Genomic DNA, 15,101 nt, shown 5'->3' with positions numbered 1-15,101 from the left:
CATGAGCGAGTCCACGTCCGCGAGATCCGCGGAACCGCGACCGGACGACCCGGAGCCGATACGCGCAGTACCCCTGCGACATCCCGGACGATGGATCTCCGGCGCGATCGTCCTGATCGCACTCGGGTTGTTCGCCTGGGGAGCGGCCACCAACGAGGCCTACCGCTGGGACATCTACGCCCGGTACCTGTTCGACGCCCGCATCACCGCAGCCGCGTGGAAGACCGTGCAGCTGACGGTGCTCGCCATGGCCATCGCCGTCGTCCTCGGCGTGGTGCTCGCGGTGATGCGTCTGTCCCCGAATCCCGTGCTGCGTTCCGTCGCGTGGCTGTACCTGTGGGTCTTCCGCGGTACCCCGGTGTACGTCCAACTCGTGCTGTGGGGACTGTTCCCGTCGATCTACAAGCAGATCGACCTCGGGATCCCGTTCGTCCACCAGTTCGTCCACATCGACGTGCAGGGTCTGAACGCGGCGTTCCTGTTCGCCGTCATCGGCCTGGCACTCAACGAGGCGGCCTACATGGCGGAGATCGTGCGCGCCGGCATCACCTCCGTGCCCGAGGGGCAGCTGGAGGCGTCCACGGCGCTCGGCATGTCGTGGTCGCAGACCATCCGCCGCACCGTCCTGCCGCAGGCGATGCGGGTCATCATCCCGCCGACCGGCAACGAGCTGATCAGCATGCTCAAGACCACCTCGCTGGTCGCCGCCGTGCCCTACAGCCTCGAGCTGTACGGCCGTGCCCGCGACATCTCGGGTGCGAACTTCCAGCCGATCCCGCTGCTGCTCGTCGCCGCGACCTGGTACCTGGCGATCACCAGCCTGCTCATGATCGGCCAGTACTACCTCGAGCGGCACTACTCGAAGGGCCTGAGCCGGCAGCTCACGGCCCGTCAGCTGCAGGCACTCGCCGACGCACAGAACGTACCGGTCGCCGAGGCCGGCAAGCCGACGCCGAAGCCCGGCGCACCGGGGGAGGAACACATATGACGTCCGTCGAGACGCCGATGGTGCGGGCCGACCGGGTCTGCAAGAGTTTCGGCGCCGTCAAGGTGCTCAAGGGCATCTCGCTCGAGGTGGGGCGCGGCCAGGTGACCTGCCTGATCGGTCCGTCCGGATCCGGCAAGTCGACCTTCCTGCGGTGCATCAACCACCTCGAACGCGTCGACGCCGGTCGCCTGTACGTCGACGGCGATCTCGTCGGTTACGCCGAACGGGGTTCGAAACTGTACGAACTGCACCCGCGGGCCGCCGCGAAGCAGCGCCGCGACATCGGCATGGTGTTCCAGCACTTCAACCTGTTCCCGCACCGCACCGTGCTCGAGAACATCATCGAGGCGCCGATCCTCGTGAAGAAGCTCAAGCGTGACGAGGCGGTGGAGAAGGCCCGGGACCTGCTCGCGCGGGTCGGGCTGGCCGACAAGGTCGACGCCTATCCCGCGCAGCTCTCGGGCGGCCAGCAGCAGCGCGTCGCGATCGCCCGCGCGCTCGCCATGGATCCCAAGCTCATGCTGTTCGACGAGCCCACCTCGGCCCTCGACCCCGAACTCGTCGGCGAGGTGCTCGCGGTGATGCGCGATCTCGCCGACGGCGGCATGACGATGGTCGTCGTCACGCACGAGATGGGCTTCGCGCGGGAGGTCGCCGATCAGCTCGTGTTCATGGACAGCGGCGTGGTCGTCGAGGCCGGTGATCCCCGCCAGGTGCTGGCCGACCCGAAGGAGAGCCGGACCCGGGAGTTCCTGTCCCGGCTGCTGTGAGTCGGCATCAGGTGGGTTTGCGGCTGCAGAAGATGGCGGTGCCCGGGAAGATCGAACCGCGCAGCGGGCTCCACTGTCCCCACTCGCGGTCGAGATGCTCGGGCCACTCGGGTTCGACGATGTCGTAGACCTCGAGGCCGGCGGCGACGAGTTCGCGCACCCGGTCGCCCACGGTGCGGTGGTGCTCGGCGTAGGTCGCCCGGCCCGTCGCGTCCACCTCGACGTAGGGGGTCCGGTCGAAATACGGGAACATCGCGACCAGGCCCTGTTCGCCCGGATCGTCGGGGAAGATCCACCGCATCGGGTGGTTCACGGAGAACACCCACCGTCCGCCGGGTCGCAGCACCCGCGCCACTTCGCGCATCACCCGGGCGGAATCGGCGACGAAGGGCACCGCGCCGAACGCCGAGCACACGATGTCGAAGCTTCCGTCGGCGAACGGCAGGTTCTCGGCGCCGGCCTGTACGAGCGGAACCGTCGGGCCGGAACCGGTCATCGCCGCGCGTCCGCGCTGCAGCATCCCCATGGAGATGTCCAGCCCGACTGCCCGGGCACCCTGCCCGGCGATCCAGCGGGCGCACGGCGCCGAACCGCACCCGAGTTCGAGGACGTCGCGTCCGGCAACCGGGCCGAGCAACTGCACATCGCCCTCGTGCAGGCCCTCCGGGCACCACACGAACTCCCCGGCGGCCGAGTCCACGCCCAGGAACTCGCCGTGCGTGCGGTGGTAGTCGTCGGTGTCGGCGTCCCACCAGACCCGGTTCGCGCGTTCGCTCTCGAGGGAGCCGAGGCGGGTCCGGGTGGGTCGGGTCTCGCCGAGGATCGTCTCGGCGTCCGCGTGCCGCGCGGCCTCGTCGTCGGTTCCCTCCGGGACGCCCGAAAGGTCTGGAAAAGGGGGGTTCGCGGAGCCCGGCATGGGTGTGAGCCTATCGGGTGCGGGGGAGCGGTCCCGATATCGGTTTGCCCGGGTCCCCTCGAAGCGCGTAGCCTGGTGATCGCGAGTGTCCGCAGTTCGGCCCCAGGCTCGAACGAGGAACTCGCCGTGACTCGCACATCGCCGTATCGCAGTGGGTGTTTCACGTGCCCGACCGAATTTGACCAACCGACTATCAACCCGTCCGGAGCAACTCAACACATGGCCTCCACCACCGTCACCTCGCCGCAGGTAGCCGTCAACGACATCGGCTCCGCCGAGGATTTCCTCGCCGCCATCGACGCCACGATCAAGTACTTCAACGATGGCGACATCGTCGAGGGCACCATCGTCAAGGTCGACCGCGACGAGGTGCTGCTCGACATCGGTTACAAGACCGAAGGCGTCATCCCGTCCCGCGAGCTCTCCATCAAGCACGATGTCGACCCCAACGAGGTCGTGTCGGTGGGCGATGAGGTCGAGGCTCTTGTTCTCACCAAGGAGGACAAGGAAGGCCGTCTGATCCTGTCCAAGAAGCGTGCTCAGTACGAGCGCGCCTGGGGCACGATCGAGGAGCTCAAGGAGAAGGACGAGGCCGTCAAGGGCACCGTCATCGAGGTCGTCAAGGGCGGCCTGATCCTCGACATCGGCCTGCGTGGCTTCCTGCCCGCGTCGCTCGTCGAGATGCGGCGCGTCCGCGACCTCCAGCCTTACGTCGGCAAGGAGATCGAGGCCAAGATCATCGAGCTCGACAAGAACCGCAACAACGTGGTCCTGTCGCGCCGCGCATGGCTCGAGCAGACCCAGTCCGAGGTTCGCAGCGAGTTCCTGCACCAGCTCCAGAAGGGCCAGGTCCGCAAGGGCGTCGTGTCCTCCATCGTCAACTTCGGCGCCTTCGTCGATCTCGGCGGTGTCGACGGCCTCGTGCACGTCTCCGAGCTGTCCTGGAAGCACATCGATCACCCGTCCGAGGTCGTCGAGGTCGGCACCGAGGTCACCGTCGAGGTTCTCGACGTCGATCTCGACCGCGAGCGCGTCTCCCTGTCGCTCAAGGCGACGCAGGAAGATCCGTGGCGTCAGTTCGCCCGCACCCACGCGATCGGTCAGATCGTGCCGGGTAAGGTCACCAAGCTCGTTCCGTTCGGCGCGTTCGTCCGCGTCGAGGAGGGCATCGAGGGCCTCGTCCACATCTCCGAGCTGGCCGAGCGCCACGTCGAGGTCCCGGACCAGGTCGTTGCTGTCGGCGACGACGCGATGGTCAAGGTCATCGACATCGACCTCGAGCGTCGTCGTATCTCGCTGTCGCTGAAGCAGGCGAACGAGGACTACACGGCCGAGTTCGACCCGTCGAAGTACGGCATGGCCGACAGCTACGACGAGCAGGGCAACTACATCTTCCCCGAGGGCTTCGATCCCGAGACCAACGAATGGCTCGAGGGCTACGAGAAGCAGCGTGAGGAGTGGGAGTCCCGCTACGCGGAGGCCGAGCGTCGCCACAAGATGCACACCGCTCAGATCGAGAAGATGGCTGCCGATGAGGCCGCCGAGGCTGCGGCCGGCGTGTCCGGTAGCAACTACTCCTCCGAGTCGGGTGCCGAGGCGGCTCCGGAGACCACCGGTGGATCGCTCGCGAGCGACGCCCAGCTCGCCGCTCTGCGCGAGAAGCTGTCGGGTAACGCCTGATACAGCGCTTCGACGGACGACCCCGCACTGTTCGGTGCGGGGTCGTCCGCGTTCCGGGGGGTCATTGTTGCTGTGGCACAAGGGCTCCCGGGCCACAACGGGACCGGCCCCCTCCGAATCGGAGGGGGCCGGTCTTCGTGTGTCGTCGATAGCAGGTGCTCAACTCCCGGCGAGCTCATCCCACGGCGGGAGTGGCCCACTGCGCGGGTAGGGCCGTCGCCCGCTTGCGCATCGCGGCGTGGCTGTGGCGCGCGTTCGTCAGCAGCGCGGTGAACCAGTTCCGCCGATGCTCGGCGAGGGCGGCAGCGACCTCGGGGATGAGGATGCAGTGAACACCGTTTTCTATGCCGAGGCGATGCCGACCTGTGGTTGAGGTGGAGGATCGCATGGCCTGCCTTCTCGAATGCTCCGGACGAGCCGGGACGGATGCTTCGCAACGACGATATCGGACAGTCGGTCGAATTCTCCGCATTTACCCCAGGTAGAAGGGGGTGTGTCCAGTTTCCGAGCGGCGTTGCGACCGCCTCGTGACCCCGCCGTGATCGATGTGTGATCCCCGGCGCCCCTCCGAGGGGAGACGTCGGCGGTTCTCTCGGCCGTCCAAGAAGTACGCCCGGTTCGTCCCAAGCGACGCGGCGCACCGTGTCCGAGATCCACACACCTCGACACGGAAGGATTCTCGATGACCACAGCGACCCCCGCGAGAAGTACCGCGACGAAACGGATCACGCTGCTGGTGGTGTGCGTGACGACGGCGATGCTCATGCTCGACATCGCCGTCGTCAACACCGCACTGCCGTCGATCGCCGTCGACCTCGACGCGGACGTCAGTTCACTGCAGTGGGTGATCGACGCCTACACCCTCGCCCTGGCCACAGCCGTCCTCGGTGCCGGGTCGTGGGCCGATCGCCGCGGCCGCCGCCAAGTGTTCGTCGTCGGCCTCGTCTGGTTCACGGGCGCCTCGCTCCTGTGCGCCCTCGCACCGACGATCTGGGTCCTCGATCTCGCCCGGGCAGTGCAAGGCATCGGTGGGGCGGTCCTGTTCGCCTGCTCGCTCGCCCTCCTCGCCGACGTCTTCGACCGAGGGCGGGCGCGGGCGTCGGCCCTGGCCGCCTACGGCGCGACCATCGGCGGCGCCTTCGCGGTCGGTCCGCTCGTCGGAGGTCTGCTCACCGAACTGCTGGACTGGCGCGCGATCTTCTTCGTCAACGTGCCGATCGGTCTCGTGACCCTGCTCTTGACCCTGCGCTGGGTGCCCGAATCGCGAGATCCCCGTCCGCGCGCCGCCGACGTGCCGGGGCAGCTCCTGGCCGCGGTGGGGCTGGCGGCGTTCGTGTTCGCCGTGCTGCGTGGCCACGAGATCGGGTGGTCCGATGCGCAGGCCGTCATCGCCTTCGTGCTCGCTGTCGGTGCCCTCGTCGCCTTCGTCGCGCACGAGATGCGCACCGCCGAACCGATGCTGCCCCCGTACCTGCTCGCCAACCGGGCCTTCGTCGGAGCGCAGGTCGCGGCCTTCGCCATCTCGGCGTCGCTGTTCGCGGTATTCGTCTACACCACGCTGTATCTGCAGAACGTCCTGCTGCTGTCGCCGGTGCAGGCGGGGTTGGTGTACCTGCCCGCGACCGTCGCCAGGTTCGTCGTCGCCGGTGCGACGGCGAAACTCGATCGTGTCGTCCCTGCGTGGGTCTCGTTGTCGTGCTCGCTGGCGCTCGTCGCCGTCGGGTTGCTCGTGATGACGGTCGCCGAGGCGGACAGTTCGAAGTACGTCCTGCTGCCGGGACTCGTCGTGGCCTGCGCGGCCGCCGGCGTGTTCAACCCGGCGATGAGCGGGATCGTCCTCGGGGAGAGCACCGCGGATCATTCCGGTCTCGCGGCCGGTATCAACGACGCGTTCCGTCAGACCGGCATCGCCGTCGGCGTCGCGGTGCTCGGGATGTTCCTGCCGGCCGAGTCGCTGTTGCCCGGCGGATCACCGCAGGACTTCGTGTCGGGCCTGCAGGGGGCGCTCGTGGCGGCGGCGTTCGTTGCGGCTCTCGGAACCGTGGTGTGTGCAGTCTGCCTGCGTCCCCGGCCGCAGACCGCACCGGTGTTCGGGGACGCCGAGAGCGACACGGTCGAACTCCCGGCCGTGACGGGATGAGAAGTCGCCGCGCACCCGGCGAAAACGGTCCTTACACTGCAACGATCGCGTAGTTCGGCCGGGGTCGAGGGGGCTCACCACATGATGTACCGACTGCTCGGACCGCTGGAGGTGGTCCGGGTCGCGTCGACGGCCGATCCGGCGGTGCCCCCGTCGGAGTCGCAGGTCGATCTCGGGCCGCGCAAGCAGCGAGCGGTCCTCGCCGTCCTGCTGCTCAACCGGGGGCGGGTGATCTCCACCGACCGGCTGATCGACGCCCTGTGGCAGGACGAGGCGCCTGCCAGTGCGATGGCGAGCATCCAGGCGTACATCTCCAATCTGCGCAGGGTGCTGAGAGGGGAGAGCGGTGCGGCCTCCCCGATCGTGCGCCAGCCGCCCGGCTACGTCCTCGATATCCCGGCCGAGTCGGTCGACCTGGCCCGCTTCCTCGACGACGCCGAGACCGCCCGTCGGCATGCCGAGAACGGGGAATGGGAGTTCGCACTCGACACCGCCGACCGTGCCCTCGACTCCGTGCGGGGGCATCTCCTCGAGGACCTGCGCGACGAACACTGGGTGGAGGTCGCGGCGGCATCCTTCGACGAGGTGCGCACCGAATGCCGCGAGACCCGGATCACCGCACTGCTCGCCCTCGGTCGCCTCGCGCCCGCTCTCGTCGACGCCACCGAACTGTGCAGCGAGTTCCCGTTCCGCGACCGCACCTGCTGGCTGCGCATGCTCGCCCTGCACCGAGCGGGGCGTTCGTCGGAAGCACTCGAACAGTTCCGCGTCCACGAGACGAGGCTGGACACCGAGCTGGGGTTGCGGCCCGGCACCGAACTCACCGACTTGCAGGGCGCGATCCTCCGGCACGAACCGGGACTCGCCGCGTGGCCCCGAACCCCGGGATGGACGGGCGCGGAGGAGGTTCCGACACCGGCCGCGCCCACCATTCCCGCACCCACCCCGGCGCCGGGCCCCGGACGCATCTTCGTCGGACGCACCTCCGAGACCGGCGTCCTCGACCGCATGCTCGACGAGGTCCGCTCCGGCGCCACCCGCTGGGTCGTCCTCACCGGGCCCGCCGGTATCGGCAAGACCCGCCTCGCCGAGGAATGCGACGCCCGGACCGCCGCCATCGGCGGGAACACGGTGTGGGCGCGATGTCTCGAGGACGACGGAGCACCCGCCTGGTGGCCGATCCGGCGCATCCTGCGCGAACTCGGCGTCGACGCCGACACCACCCTGATCCCGCCCACCGGAGTGGAATCCGACGAAGCGCGCTTCGCGGTCTACGAGCGTATTCTGGGCGTCGTCGAAACGGCCGCGGCGCACACTCCCGTGCTCACGATCGTGCTCGACGACATCCAATGGGCCGACCCGACCTCCCTACGTTGCCTGCTGTACCTCGTGGGAGTCCTGCACAAGCGGGGTGTCTGGATCGTGTGCACACTCCGCGACTCGGAGACGACCCCCGGCGTCCAGCGGTTCGTGGACGCCGTGCTGCACGGCGAGGGTAACCGGCACATCGACGTCCCGGCGCTCGCCGAACCCGAGGTCGCCGCCCTGGCCGGGCATGTGAGCGGCGCGCCGCTCGATTCCGACGAGGCGCGCCTACTCGCCGAACGCACCGGCGGCAACCCGCTGTTCGTGTCCGAATACGCGCGACTTCCCCGGGACGAACGCCTCGACGGTGGGATCCCCATGGCGGTCCGGTCGGTCCTCGCGCGGCGGCTCGCCGCGGTGGAACCGGCCGTGCTGCAGGTGCTCCGGGTGGCCGCGGTCGTCGGCGACACCATCGAGATGGACATCCTCACCGGTGCGACGCGCCTCGATCCCGACACCCTCGCCGACTACCTCGACGACGCCGCCGACGAGCGCATCATCGTCGCCGATCCGGGACTGCGGGGGTACGCCTTCGCCCACGGATTGCTCCGCGACGAGGTCCTCGCGGCGATTCCCGCCCTCCGCCGCCAACGCATGCACGCACGCGTCGCGGAGGTCCTGGCAGACTCCTGCGACCCGGATCGTGCCGGCAGACGAGCCCGGCATCTCATGGCGGCACTGCCGCTCGTCGACGCTCGCGTCGTGCTCGACGCCTGCGTCACCGCCGCCCGCGAGGCCACCGAGAGATGGAACTCGGAGGAGGCGGCACGCTGGTGGGACGATGCCGTCCGGGCCTTCGACCTGCTGCCCGCCGCGGAACGATCCCCGGGCGATCGCGACGATCTGCTCGTCGCGCGTGTCGAGGCACTCGCCCGGGCGGGGCGCGGCCAGACCGTACTCGACGTCGTCGACGCGGGCCTGCTCGACGCGGTCCGGGACGGCCGAACGTCGACGGCCGGTCGCCTGGCCGCAGCGCTGCTGCGCGCAGCCGGTGCATGGCCGTGGGTGTCCTACGGCAAGGATCCGGGACCGGTCCTCGACCGCCTCGCCGCACTCGAACCGTTCGTCGCGGCCGACCGCGCGGCGCACGCACGGGTACTCGCGGCGCTCGCCGTGGGCAGTTGCTATCACCCCGATTCGTCCGTCCCCGACGGGATGAGCCGCACCGCGCTGGAGATCGCACGCGAACTCGCCGACCCGGACGTCGTCGCCGACGCCTTGCTGGGCCGCATCCTCCTCTACTCGGGGGTCGCGACACACAGCCGCGAATCCGCCCGGCTCACCGACGAACTCCTCGCACTGCCACACCAGCAGGCCCGGTTCGACGAGGTGATCGCCCACGCCGTTGCGAGCATGACACTGATGAACCTCGGCGACGTCGACGCCGCGACGTCCCACGTCCGCCTGGGCATCGCCGGTTGCGATCTGCTGCGTCTGCCCGTGCTGCGCGTACAGCTCCGATGGATGGAGGCGACGCTTGCGGCATGGCACGGCGACTTCGCCGAGACCCGGCGCCACTACGACACCGCCACTCAGTTCCACCTGCAGACCGAGCTGTACACGGCGGGCAGCTCCGACCTCGCCACCAACACCCTCGAATGGGAGTACGGCACCCTCGCCGACGCGGATCCCGGCACCGTGGAACCGGATTCCTGGAGCATCGCGATCGCCGGCGCCCGTCGGGACACCGGGACGGTGATCCGCGACATCGAACAATGGGCGGCAAAAGGCGCACCCTTCACCTGGACGACCCTCGGGCATCGCACACTCATCGCGCGCGTCGTCGCCGACCTCGCCCTCGTCGACTACGCCGAGATGTTCCTCGAGCTCCTCGATCCGTTCACCGATCGCATCGCGACGGTGGGACAGGTCGGGGTGATCGGTTCGGTGGCGGAGGTCTGCGCACGCCTGCAGGCACTGCTCGGGCGCACCGACGACGCCGCGGCGCTGCTGGACCGGGCCGAGGACCTTGCGACCCGCACATCGAGCCCACCGACACTGCTGCGGTGCCGTCTGCTGCGCGCCCTACTGCGCCCGGCCTCGCCCGAACGCAGCCGGGAGATCGTCGCGATCGCCGACGAAGCGGCCCGCACCGGCATGCTCGGCCTCGCCGCCCACGCCCGCTCGATCCCCACCTGACCGGTTCTTGGCGGACGCTTGGACGACGCCCCCACGTCGCCGCAAGAAGCCGCCAAGCCGGTCCCGGCACTCTTTCGTCGCACCTCATCCCGTGCGACGAAAGGAAGTGCACATGAACCACCGGACGCCCACCGTCGGCACCGACCCCCTCGGCGCGCTCCGCACCGCGGTCACCGGATCGATCTCCGTGCCGGGCGAACCCGGCTACGACGCCGCGACCCCGTGGAACGTGGCGGTCCCGGTCCGTCCCCGCGCGGTGATCGCGGTCGAGAACGCCCTCGACGTCAGCGCCACCGTCCGGTTCGCCGGCGAACACGGCCTGAAGGTGGCCGTACAGCGCACCGGGCACGGCGCCGTGCCCCTCGGCGACGATGTGCTGCTCGTGCACACCGGCCGCCTCACCGAATGCCTGATCGACCCCGACACCCGCACCGCCCGTCTCGGAGCCGGCCTGGTGTGGCAGCAGGTCGTCGACGCCGCCGCACCCCACGGTCTGGCCCCGCTCGCCGGATCGGCACCCCACGTCGGCGTGGCCGGTTTCCTGACCGGCGGCGGAATCGGACCGCTGGTTCGCACCTACGGACTGTCCTCCGACCACGTGCGGGCCTTCGATCTCGTCACCGGTGACGGAGACCTGCTCCGGGTGACTTCCGAACAGCACGCCGAACTGTTCTGGGGCCTGCGCGGCGGCAAGGCGACCCTCGGGATCGTCACCGCGGTGGAGATCGATCTCGTGCCCCTGCCGCACTTCTACGGTGGCGCGCTGTATTTCGACGGCGCCGACGCGGACGCGGTGGCGCACGCCTGGCTGGACCTGTGCGCGGGCCTGCCCGAGCACAGTTCGACCTCGCTGGCCTTCCTTCAACTGCCACCGCTGCCGGGAGTCCCGGAACCGCTGGCCGGTCGCGCCACCGTGGCCGTCCGCTTCGCGAGCGTCGCCGGCGAAGCCGAGTCCGAGGAGATCCTCGGCGCGCTGCGTACGGTCGCGACCCCGATCCTCGACGGCATCGGCACCCTGCCGTACACGGCACTGGGAGCAGTGCACGCCGACCCGGTCGACCCGATGCCCGTCCACGAACACAGTGCGCTGACACGCGAACTGACGCACGACGCGATCGACGTATTGCTCTCGGTGGCGGGACCTGGTTCCCACTCGCCGCAGACCATCATCGAGATGCGGCTCCTCGGCGGAGCGCTGGCACGCGAACCACGGCATCGCAGCGCCTTCTGTCACCGCGACGCCGCCTTCTCCCTCTTCGTCAGCGGCGTCCTCGCGCCACCCTCGGCCGACGTCGTCGTCGCGCACATCCAGGTCATCGATCGGGCACTGGCACCGTGGGCCACGGGCACGTCGCTGCCCAACTTCACCGCCACCTCGGATCCGGACCGCATCGCGCGGACCTACGACGACGACACCGCGCACTGGCTCGGCGCTCTCGCCGACGAGCACGACACCCACGGTGTGCTGCGCGTCGGGCAGGTCGTGCGCCGACCCCGATGAGACCGACACCTCCCACCGCGAACCCATTCACTCACGCAAGGCAGGCAATGCGCACTTCTCGATCGATCACCGCACTCGCCTTCTCCACCTGCACCGTTCTGACCCTCGCGGGTTGCAGCGACGGATCCGTCCCGACCGCCGAGGGTGCGGAGATGGCAGGGCACGACCACGGTGTCACCACCCTCTACGGGCCGGAAAACGAACTGGGGGAGGGAATCTCCCGCGCATATATCGTCGTCGATCACGGCGGGAGACCGCGCGAGGTCGGTATCCGGATGTCGGAGTCCGTGCTCACCGGCCTTCCCGAGGGTCCGGGCGCCGGCACGACGATGCTCATGCCGGCTCTTCCCGCGGGTGCTCCGGACACCGGTTTCGACCACGTGATGCTGGGCTGGAACCCGAACGGGCACGACCCGGAGATCCTCTACGGCGCGCCCCATTTCGACATGCACTTCTACACGACGGACGCCGACCACGAGGTGGACCCGGCCGCACCCGATTTCGCGGCGCGCGCGGCGCGGCTCCCCGAACCCGAGTACGTTCCGGAGGGATACATCCCACCACCCGGTCCACCCGTCGAGAACACCGTGCCGTTCATGGGCATGCACTGGACAGACACCGCGGACGACGTGATCCCCGGCTCCTTCGAGTTCACCGAGGTGCTGCTCAACGGATCGTGGGACGGGGAGTTCATCTTCATCGAGCCGATGATGACGCGGGAGTGGTTGGCGACGAAGCCGTCCCTGCGGGAGATCGTGAAACAACCGTCGTCCTACCGGCGGACCGGCTACTACCCGACGGTGTACACCGTCGACTTCGACGAACAGGCGGGCGAGTATGTCGTCGCGCTGTCGGGGCTGACGATGCGCGAGGCCTCGTAGGGACCGCGAAGGTGCCTCGGCGACGTAGTGATGCGAGACTGGGCAACGTGCTGCGAATGGGGTTGACCGGAGGAATCGGCGCGGGCAAGTCGACCGTCGCCAAGGAGCTCGTCGAACTCGGGGCGGTGATCGTCGACTCCGATGTCGTCGCCCGGGAGATCGTCGCTCCCGGCTCCGAGGGCCTCGCCGAGCTCGTGGACGCCTTCGGTGAGGACATCCTGCAGCCCGACGGCACCCTCGACCGTCCTGCCCTCGCCGCGAAGGCGTTCGCCAGCGAGGACGCGCGCGCGGTTCTCAACGCCATCACCCATCCCCGGGTCGGGCGCCGCACCGCCGAGCTGGTCGCCGCTGCGCCCGACGACGCGGTGGTCGTGCAGGACATCCCGTTGCTCGTCGAGGGCGGGATGGCGCCGGCCTTCCACCTCGTCGCCGTCGTGCACGCCGACGAGGCGGAGCGGATCCGGCGTCTCGTCGAACTGCGCGGCATGCCCGAGGCGGACGCCCGCGCGCGGATCGCGGCGCAGGCGACGGAGGAACAGCGACGCGAGGTCGCCGACGTGTGGCTCGACAACACCGGTGATCAGCAGGTGCTGGTCGAGCAGGTCCGGACGCTGTGGAACGATCGCCTGGTGCCGTTCGAGAAGAATCTGCGCACCGGTGTGGTGGTCGAGGCGGATCCGGTTCTCGTGCCCGCGCGCGAGGAATGGCATCGGCAGGCGCAGCGGCTCGTCGCCCGGCTGGCCCTCGCAGCCGGGGGCGCGGCGAAGCGTATCGACCACGTGGGCTCCACCGCGGTGCCCGGTCTGGCCGCCGTCGACGTCATCGACCTGCAGATCACCGTCGGCGATCTCGCGGCAGCCGATGCGCTCGCACCCGCCTTGGCTGCTGCGGGCTTCCCGCGCATCGACCATGTGGTGACCGACGATCCGAAACCGTCCTACGGGGCCGGGGGAGAGACCGACCCGGCGGTGTGGGAGATGCGGTTGCACGGCAGCGCCGATCCCGGCCGTCCGGCGCGGGTGGCGGTCCGGGTGGACGGCTGGCCCGCCCAGCAGTTCGCGTTGCTACTGCGCGACTGGCTGTCCGCGGTCGACACCGCGAAGCGCGAGTACGCCGACCTCAAGGCCGATGCCGCAGTCGGGGCGTCGCAGAAGACGGATCGTGCCGAGGCGGCGGCCACCTACGCAGCGCTCAAGGCGCCGTGGTTCGACCGGGCGCATCACCGCGCGTGGGAGTGGGCCGAGAGCACCGGCTGGTCGGCCTAGGGGGTCCGGATCCCGGGCGGAGACCCGCCCGGGAATCTTCCGGGCGACCCGCCCGTTAGGATAGTTGACAGTTCAACTACTTGACGGAGGTTCGACCGTGCAGTTCGGCATCTTCACCATCGGCGACGTCACGCGCGACCCCACGACGGGCCGGGTCCCCACCGAACATGAGCGCATCGTCGCGATGACGAAGATCGCGCTGAAGGCCGAGGAGGTGGGCCTGGACGTCTTCGCGTCCGGCGAGCACCACAATCCCCCCTTCGTCCCGTCCTCGCCGACGACGATGCTCGGCTGGATCGCCGCGAGGACCGAGAAGCTCATCCTCTCGACCGCGACCACCCTCATCACCACCAACGACCCGGTGAAGATCGCCGAGGACTTCGCGATGCTCCAGCACCTGTCCGGCGGCCGCGTCGACCTCATGATGGGACGCGGGAACACCGGACCGGTCTACCCGTGGTTCGGCAAGGACATCCGGCAGGGCATCCCGCTCGCCATCGAGAACTACCACCTGCTGCGACGGCTCTGGCGCGAACGCGTCGTCGACTGGGAGGGCAAGTTCCGCACACCGCTGCACGGCTACACCTCCACCCCGTGGCCGCTCGACGACACCCCGCCCTTCGTCTGGCACGGTTCCATCCGTTCGTCCGAGATCGCGGAACAGGCCGCCTTCTACGGCGACGGCTTCTTCCACAACAACATCTTCTGGAACAAGGAACACATCCAGCAGATGATCGCTCTCTACCGGCAGCGGTTCGAGCAGTACGGCCACGGTGCCGCAGACCAGGCCGTCGTCGGGCTCGGTGGCCAGGTGTTCATGGCGGAGACCGAGGCCGAGGCGAAACGGATCTTCCGTCCCTATTTCGACAACGCCCCCGTCTACGGCCACGGCCCGTCGCTCGAGGATTTCTCGACGATGACACCGCTGACCGTCGGCACACCCGAGCAGGTCGTCGAACGCACACTCGGTTTCGCCGACTACGCTGGCGACTATCAGCGTCAGCTGTTCCTCATGGACCACGCCGGCCTGCCGCTCGACGTCGTGCTCGAGCAGATCGAGATCCTCGGCCGGGAGGTCGTGCCGGTACTGCGAGCGGAATTCGAACGCCGCCGCCCTGCCCACGTGCCGTCCGACCCGCCCACACACAGCACGCTCGCCGCGCAGGGAGCCGACTCGGCGCACCGTCAGGTGATCCCGGCCCGCGTCGACCTCGTGCCGGAAGAGGCGGACGCCCGATGACCCGCCGTATCGTCGTCGTCAGCGGTGGCCTGGCCGAGCCGTCCACCACCCGTCTGCTCGCCGACCGCATCGCCGAGGCCACTCGTGTCGCGGTCGGCACGCGCGGAGACGACGCGGAAACCGAGGTCATCGAATTACGGGCTCTTCGCACTTGGTAGGGGCTGGTGCCGATCGACCCCGTTGCCGTGTCGGTGATTGAAAAAGGGCCCGCGCCCT

The 15,101-nt window shown here is 69.3% G+C and carries 12 protein-coding genes; 10 read left to right on the top strand and 2 right to left on the bottom strand.

What is annotated here, in order from left to right:
- The first annotated feature begins 1 nt into the window (after position 1).
- Together A5767_RS11380 and A5767_RS11375 are read left to right on the top strand one after the other, a co-directional pair.
- Positions 2–988 (top strand): amino acid ABC transporter permease, encoded by a 987-nt coding sequence (locus tag A5767_RS11380; RefSeq protein WP_006554006.1) that lies wholly within the window; start codon positions 2–4, stop codon positions 986–988.
- Entirely contained in the window at positions 985–1,758 is a 774-nt protein-coding gene (locus tag A5767_RS11375; RefSeq protein ID WP_019289663.1) for an amino acid ABC transporter ATP-binding protein, read from the top strand. The genes A5767_RS11380 and A5767_RS11375 overlap by 4 nt, the downstream gene beginning before the upstream one ends.
- A gap of 7 nt (positions 1,759–1,765) precedes the next feature.
- On the opposite strand, the gene A5767_RS11370 is transcribed toward A5767_RS11375, so the two are convergent.
- Positions 1,766–2,674: a class I SAM-dependent methyltransferase gene (locus tag A5767_RS11370; RefSeq protein ID WP_006554004.1), complete on the bottom strand. Its 909-nt coding sequence runs from the start codon at positions 2,672–2,674 to the stop codon at positions 1,766–1,768.
- Between the two features lie 219 nt (positions 2,675–2,893).
- Here A5767_RS11370 and rpsA point away from each other — a divergent pair, with 219 nt between their 5' ends.
- Complete coding sequence (gene rpsA, locus A5767_RS11365) at positions 2,894–4,354, top strand: 30S ribosomal protein S1 (RefSeq protein ID WP_006554003.1); 1,461 nt, start codon at positions 2,894–2,896, stop codon at positions 4,352–4,354.
- A gap of 175 nt (positions 4,355–4,529) precedes the next feature.
- On the opposite strand, the gene A5767_RS11360 is transcribed toward rpsA, so the two are convergent.
- On the bottom strand, positions 4,530–4,742 hold the full coding sequence (locus A5767_RS11360) for a hypothetical protein (protein WP_064852348.1): 213 nt from the start codon (positions 4,740–4,742) through the stop codon (positions 4,530–4,532).
- 294 nt (positions 4,743–5,036) lie between these two features.
- Between A5767_RS11360 and A5767_RS11355 the strand changes: the two genes are divergently transcribed.
- From A5767_RS11355 to A5767_RS22610, 7 genes are all read left to right on the top strand, one after another.
- A complete protein-coding gene (locus tag A5767_RS11355) occupies positions 5,037–6,494 on the top strand; it encodes an MFS transporter (protein WP_064852347.1) in 1,458 nt (485 codons plus the stop codon).
- 81 nt (positions 6,495–6,575) lie between these two features.
- The gene (locus tag A5767_RS11350; RefSeq protein ID WP_082937674.1) at positions 6,576–9,998 is read left to right on the top strand and encodes a BTAD domain-containing putative transcriptional regulator; all 3,423 of its coding nucleotides are present in this window, start codon (positions 6,576–6,578) and stop codon (positions 9,996–9,998) included.
- 112 nt (positions 9,999–10,110) lie between these two features.
- Complete coding sequence (locus A5767_RS11345; RefSeq protein ID WP_064852346.1) at positions 10,111–11,499, top strand: FAD-binding oxidoreductase; 1,389 nt, start codon at positions 10,111–10,113, stop codon at positions 11,497–11,499.
- Between the two features lie 47 nt (positions 11,500–11,546).
- Positions 11,547–12,380 carry a DUF5602 domain-containing protein gene (locus tag A5767_RS11340; RefSeq protein ID WP_064852345.1) on the top strand — a complete coding sequence of 278 codons (834 nt, stop codon included), beginning with the start codon at positions 11,547–11,549 and terminating at the stop codon, positions 12,378–12,380.
- A gap of 47 nt (positions 12,381–12,427) precedes the next feature.
- Positions 12,428–13,645, top strand: a complete 1,218-nt coding sequence (coaE, locus tag A5767_RS11335) for a dephospho-CoA kinase (RefSeq protein WP_197483235.1) — start codon at positions 12,428–12,430, stop codon at positions 13,643–13,645.
- A 97-nt stretch (positions 13,646–13,742) separates the two neighbouring features.
- Positions 13,743–14,885: an LLM class flavin-dependent oxidoreductase gene (locus A5767_RS11330; RefSeq protein WP_006553997.1), complete on the top strand. Its 1,143-nt coding sequence runs from the start codon at positions 13,743–13,745 to the stop codon at positions 14,883–14,885.
- Complete coding sequence (locus A5767_RS22610; protein ID WP_231913174.1) at positions 14,882–15,043, top strand: NAD(P)H-dependent oxidoreductase; 162 nt, start codon at positions 14,882–14,884, stop codon at positions 15,041–15,043. The genes A5767_RS11330 and A5767_RS22610 overlap by 4 nt, the downstream gene beginning before the upstream one ends.
- The last annotated feature ends 58 nt before the right edge of the window (positions 15,044–15,101 follow it).

Source organism: Rhodococcus sp. 852002-51564_SCH6189132-a (genome assembly GCF_001665495.1).
GTDB lineage: Bacteria > Actinomycetota > Actinomycetes > Mycobacteriales > Mycobacteriaceae > Rhodococcus > Rhodococcus pyridinivorans.
This window is presented reverse-complemented; position numbering and strand designations above follow the sequence as displayed.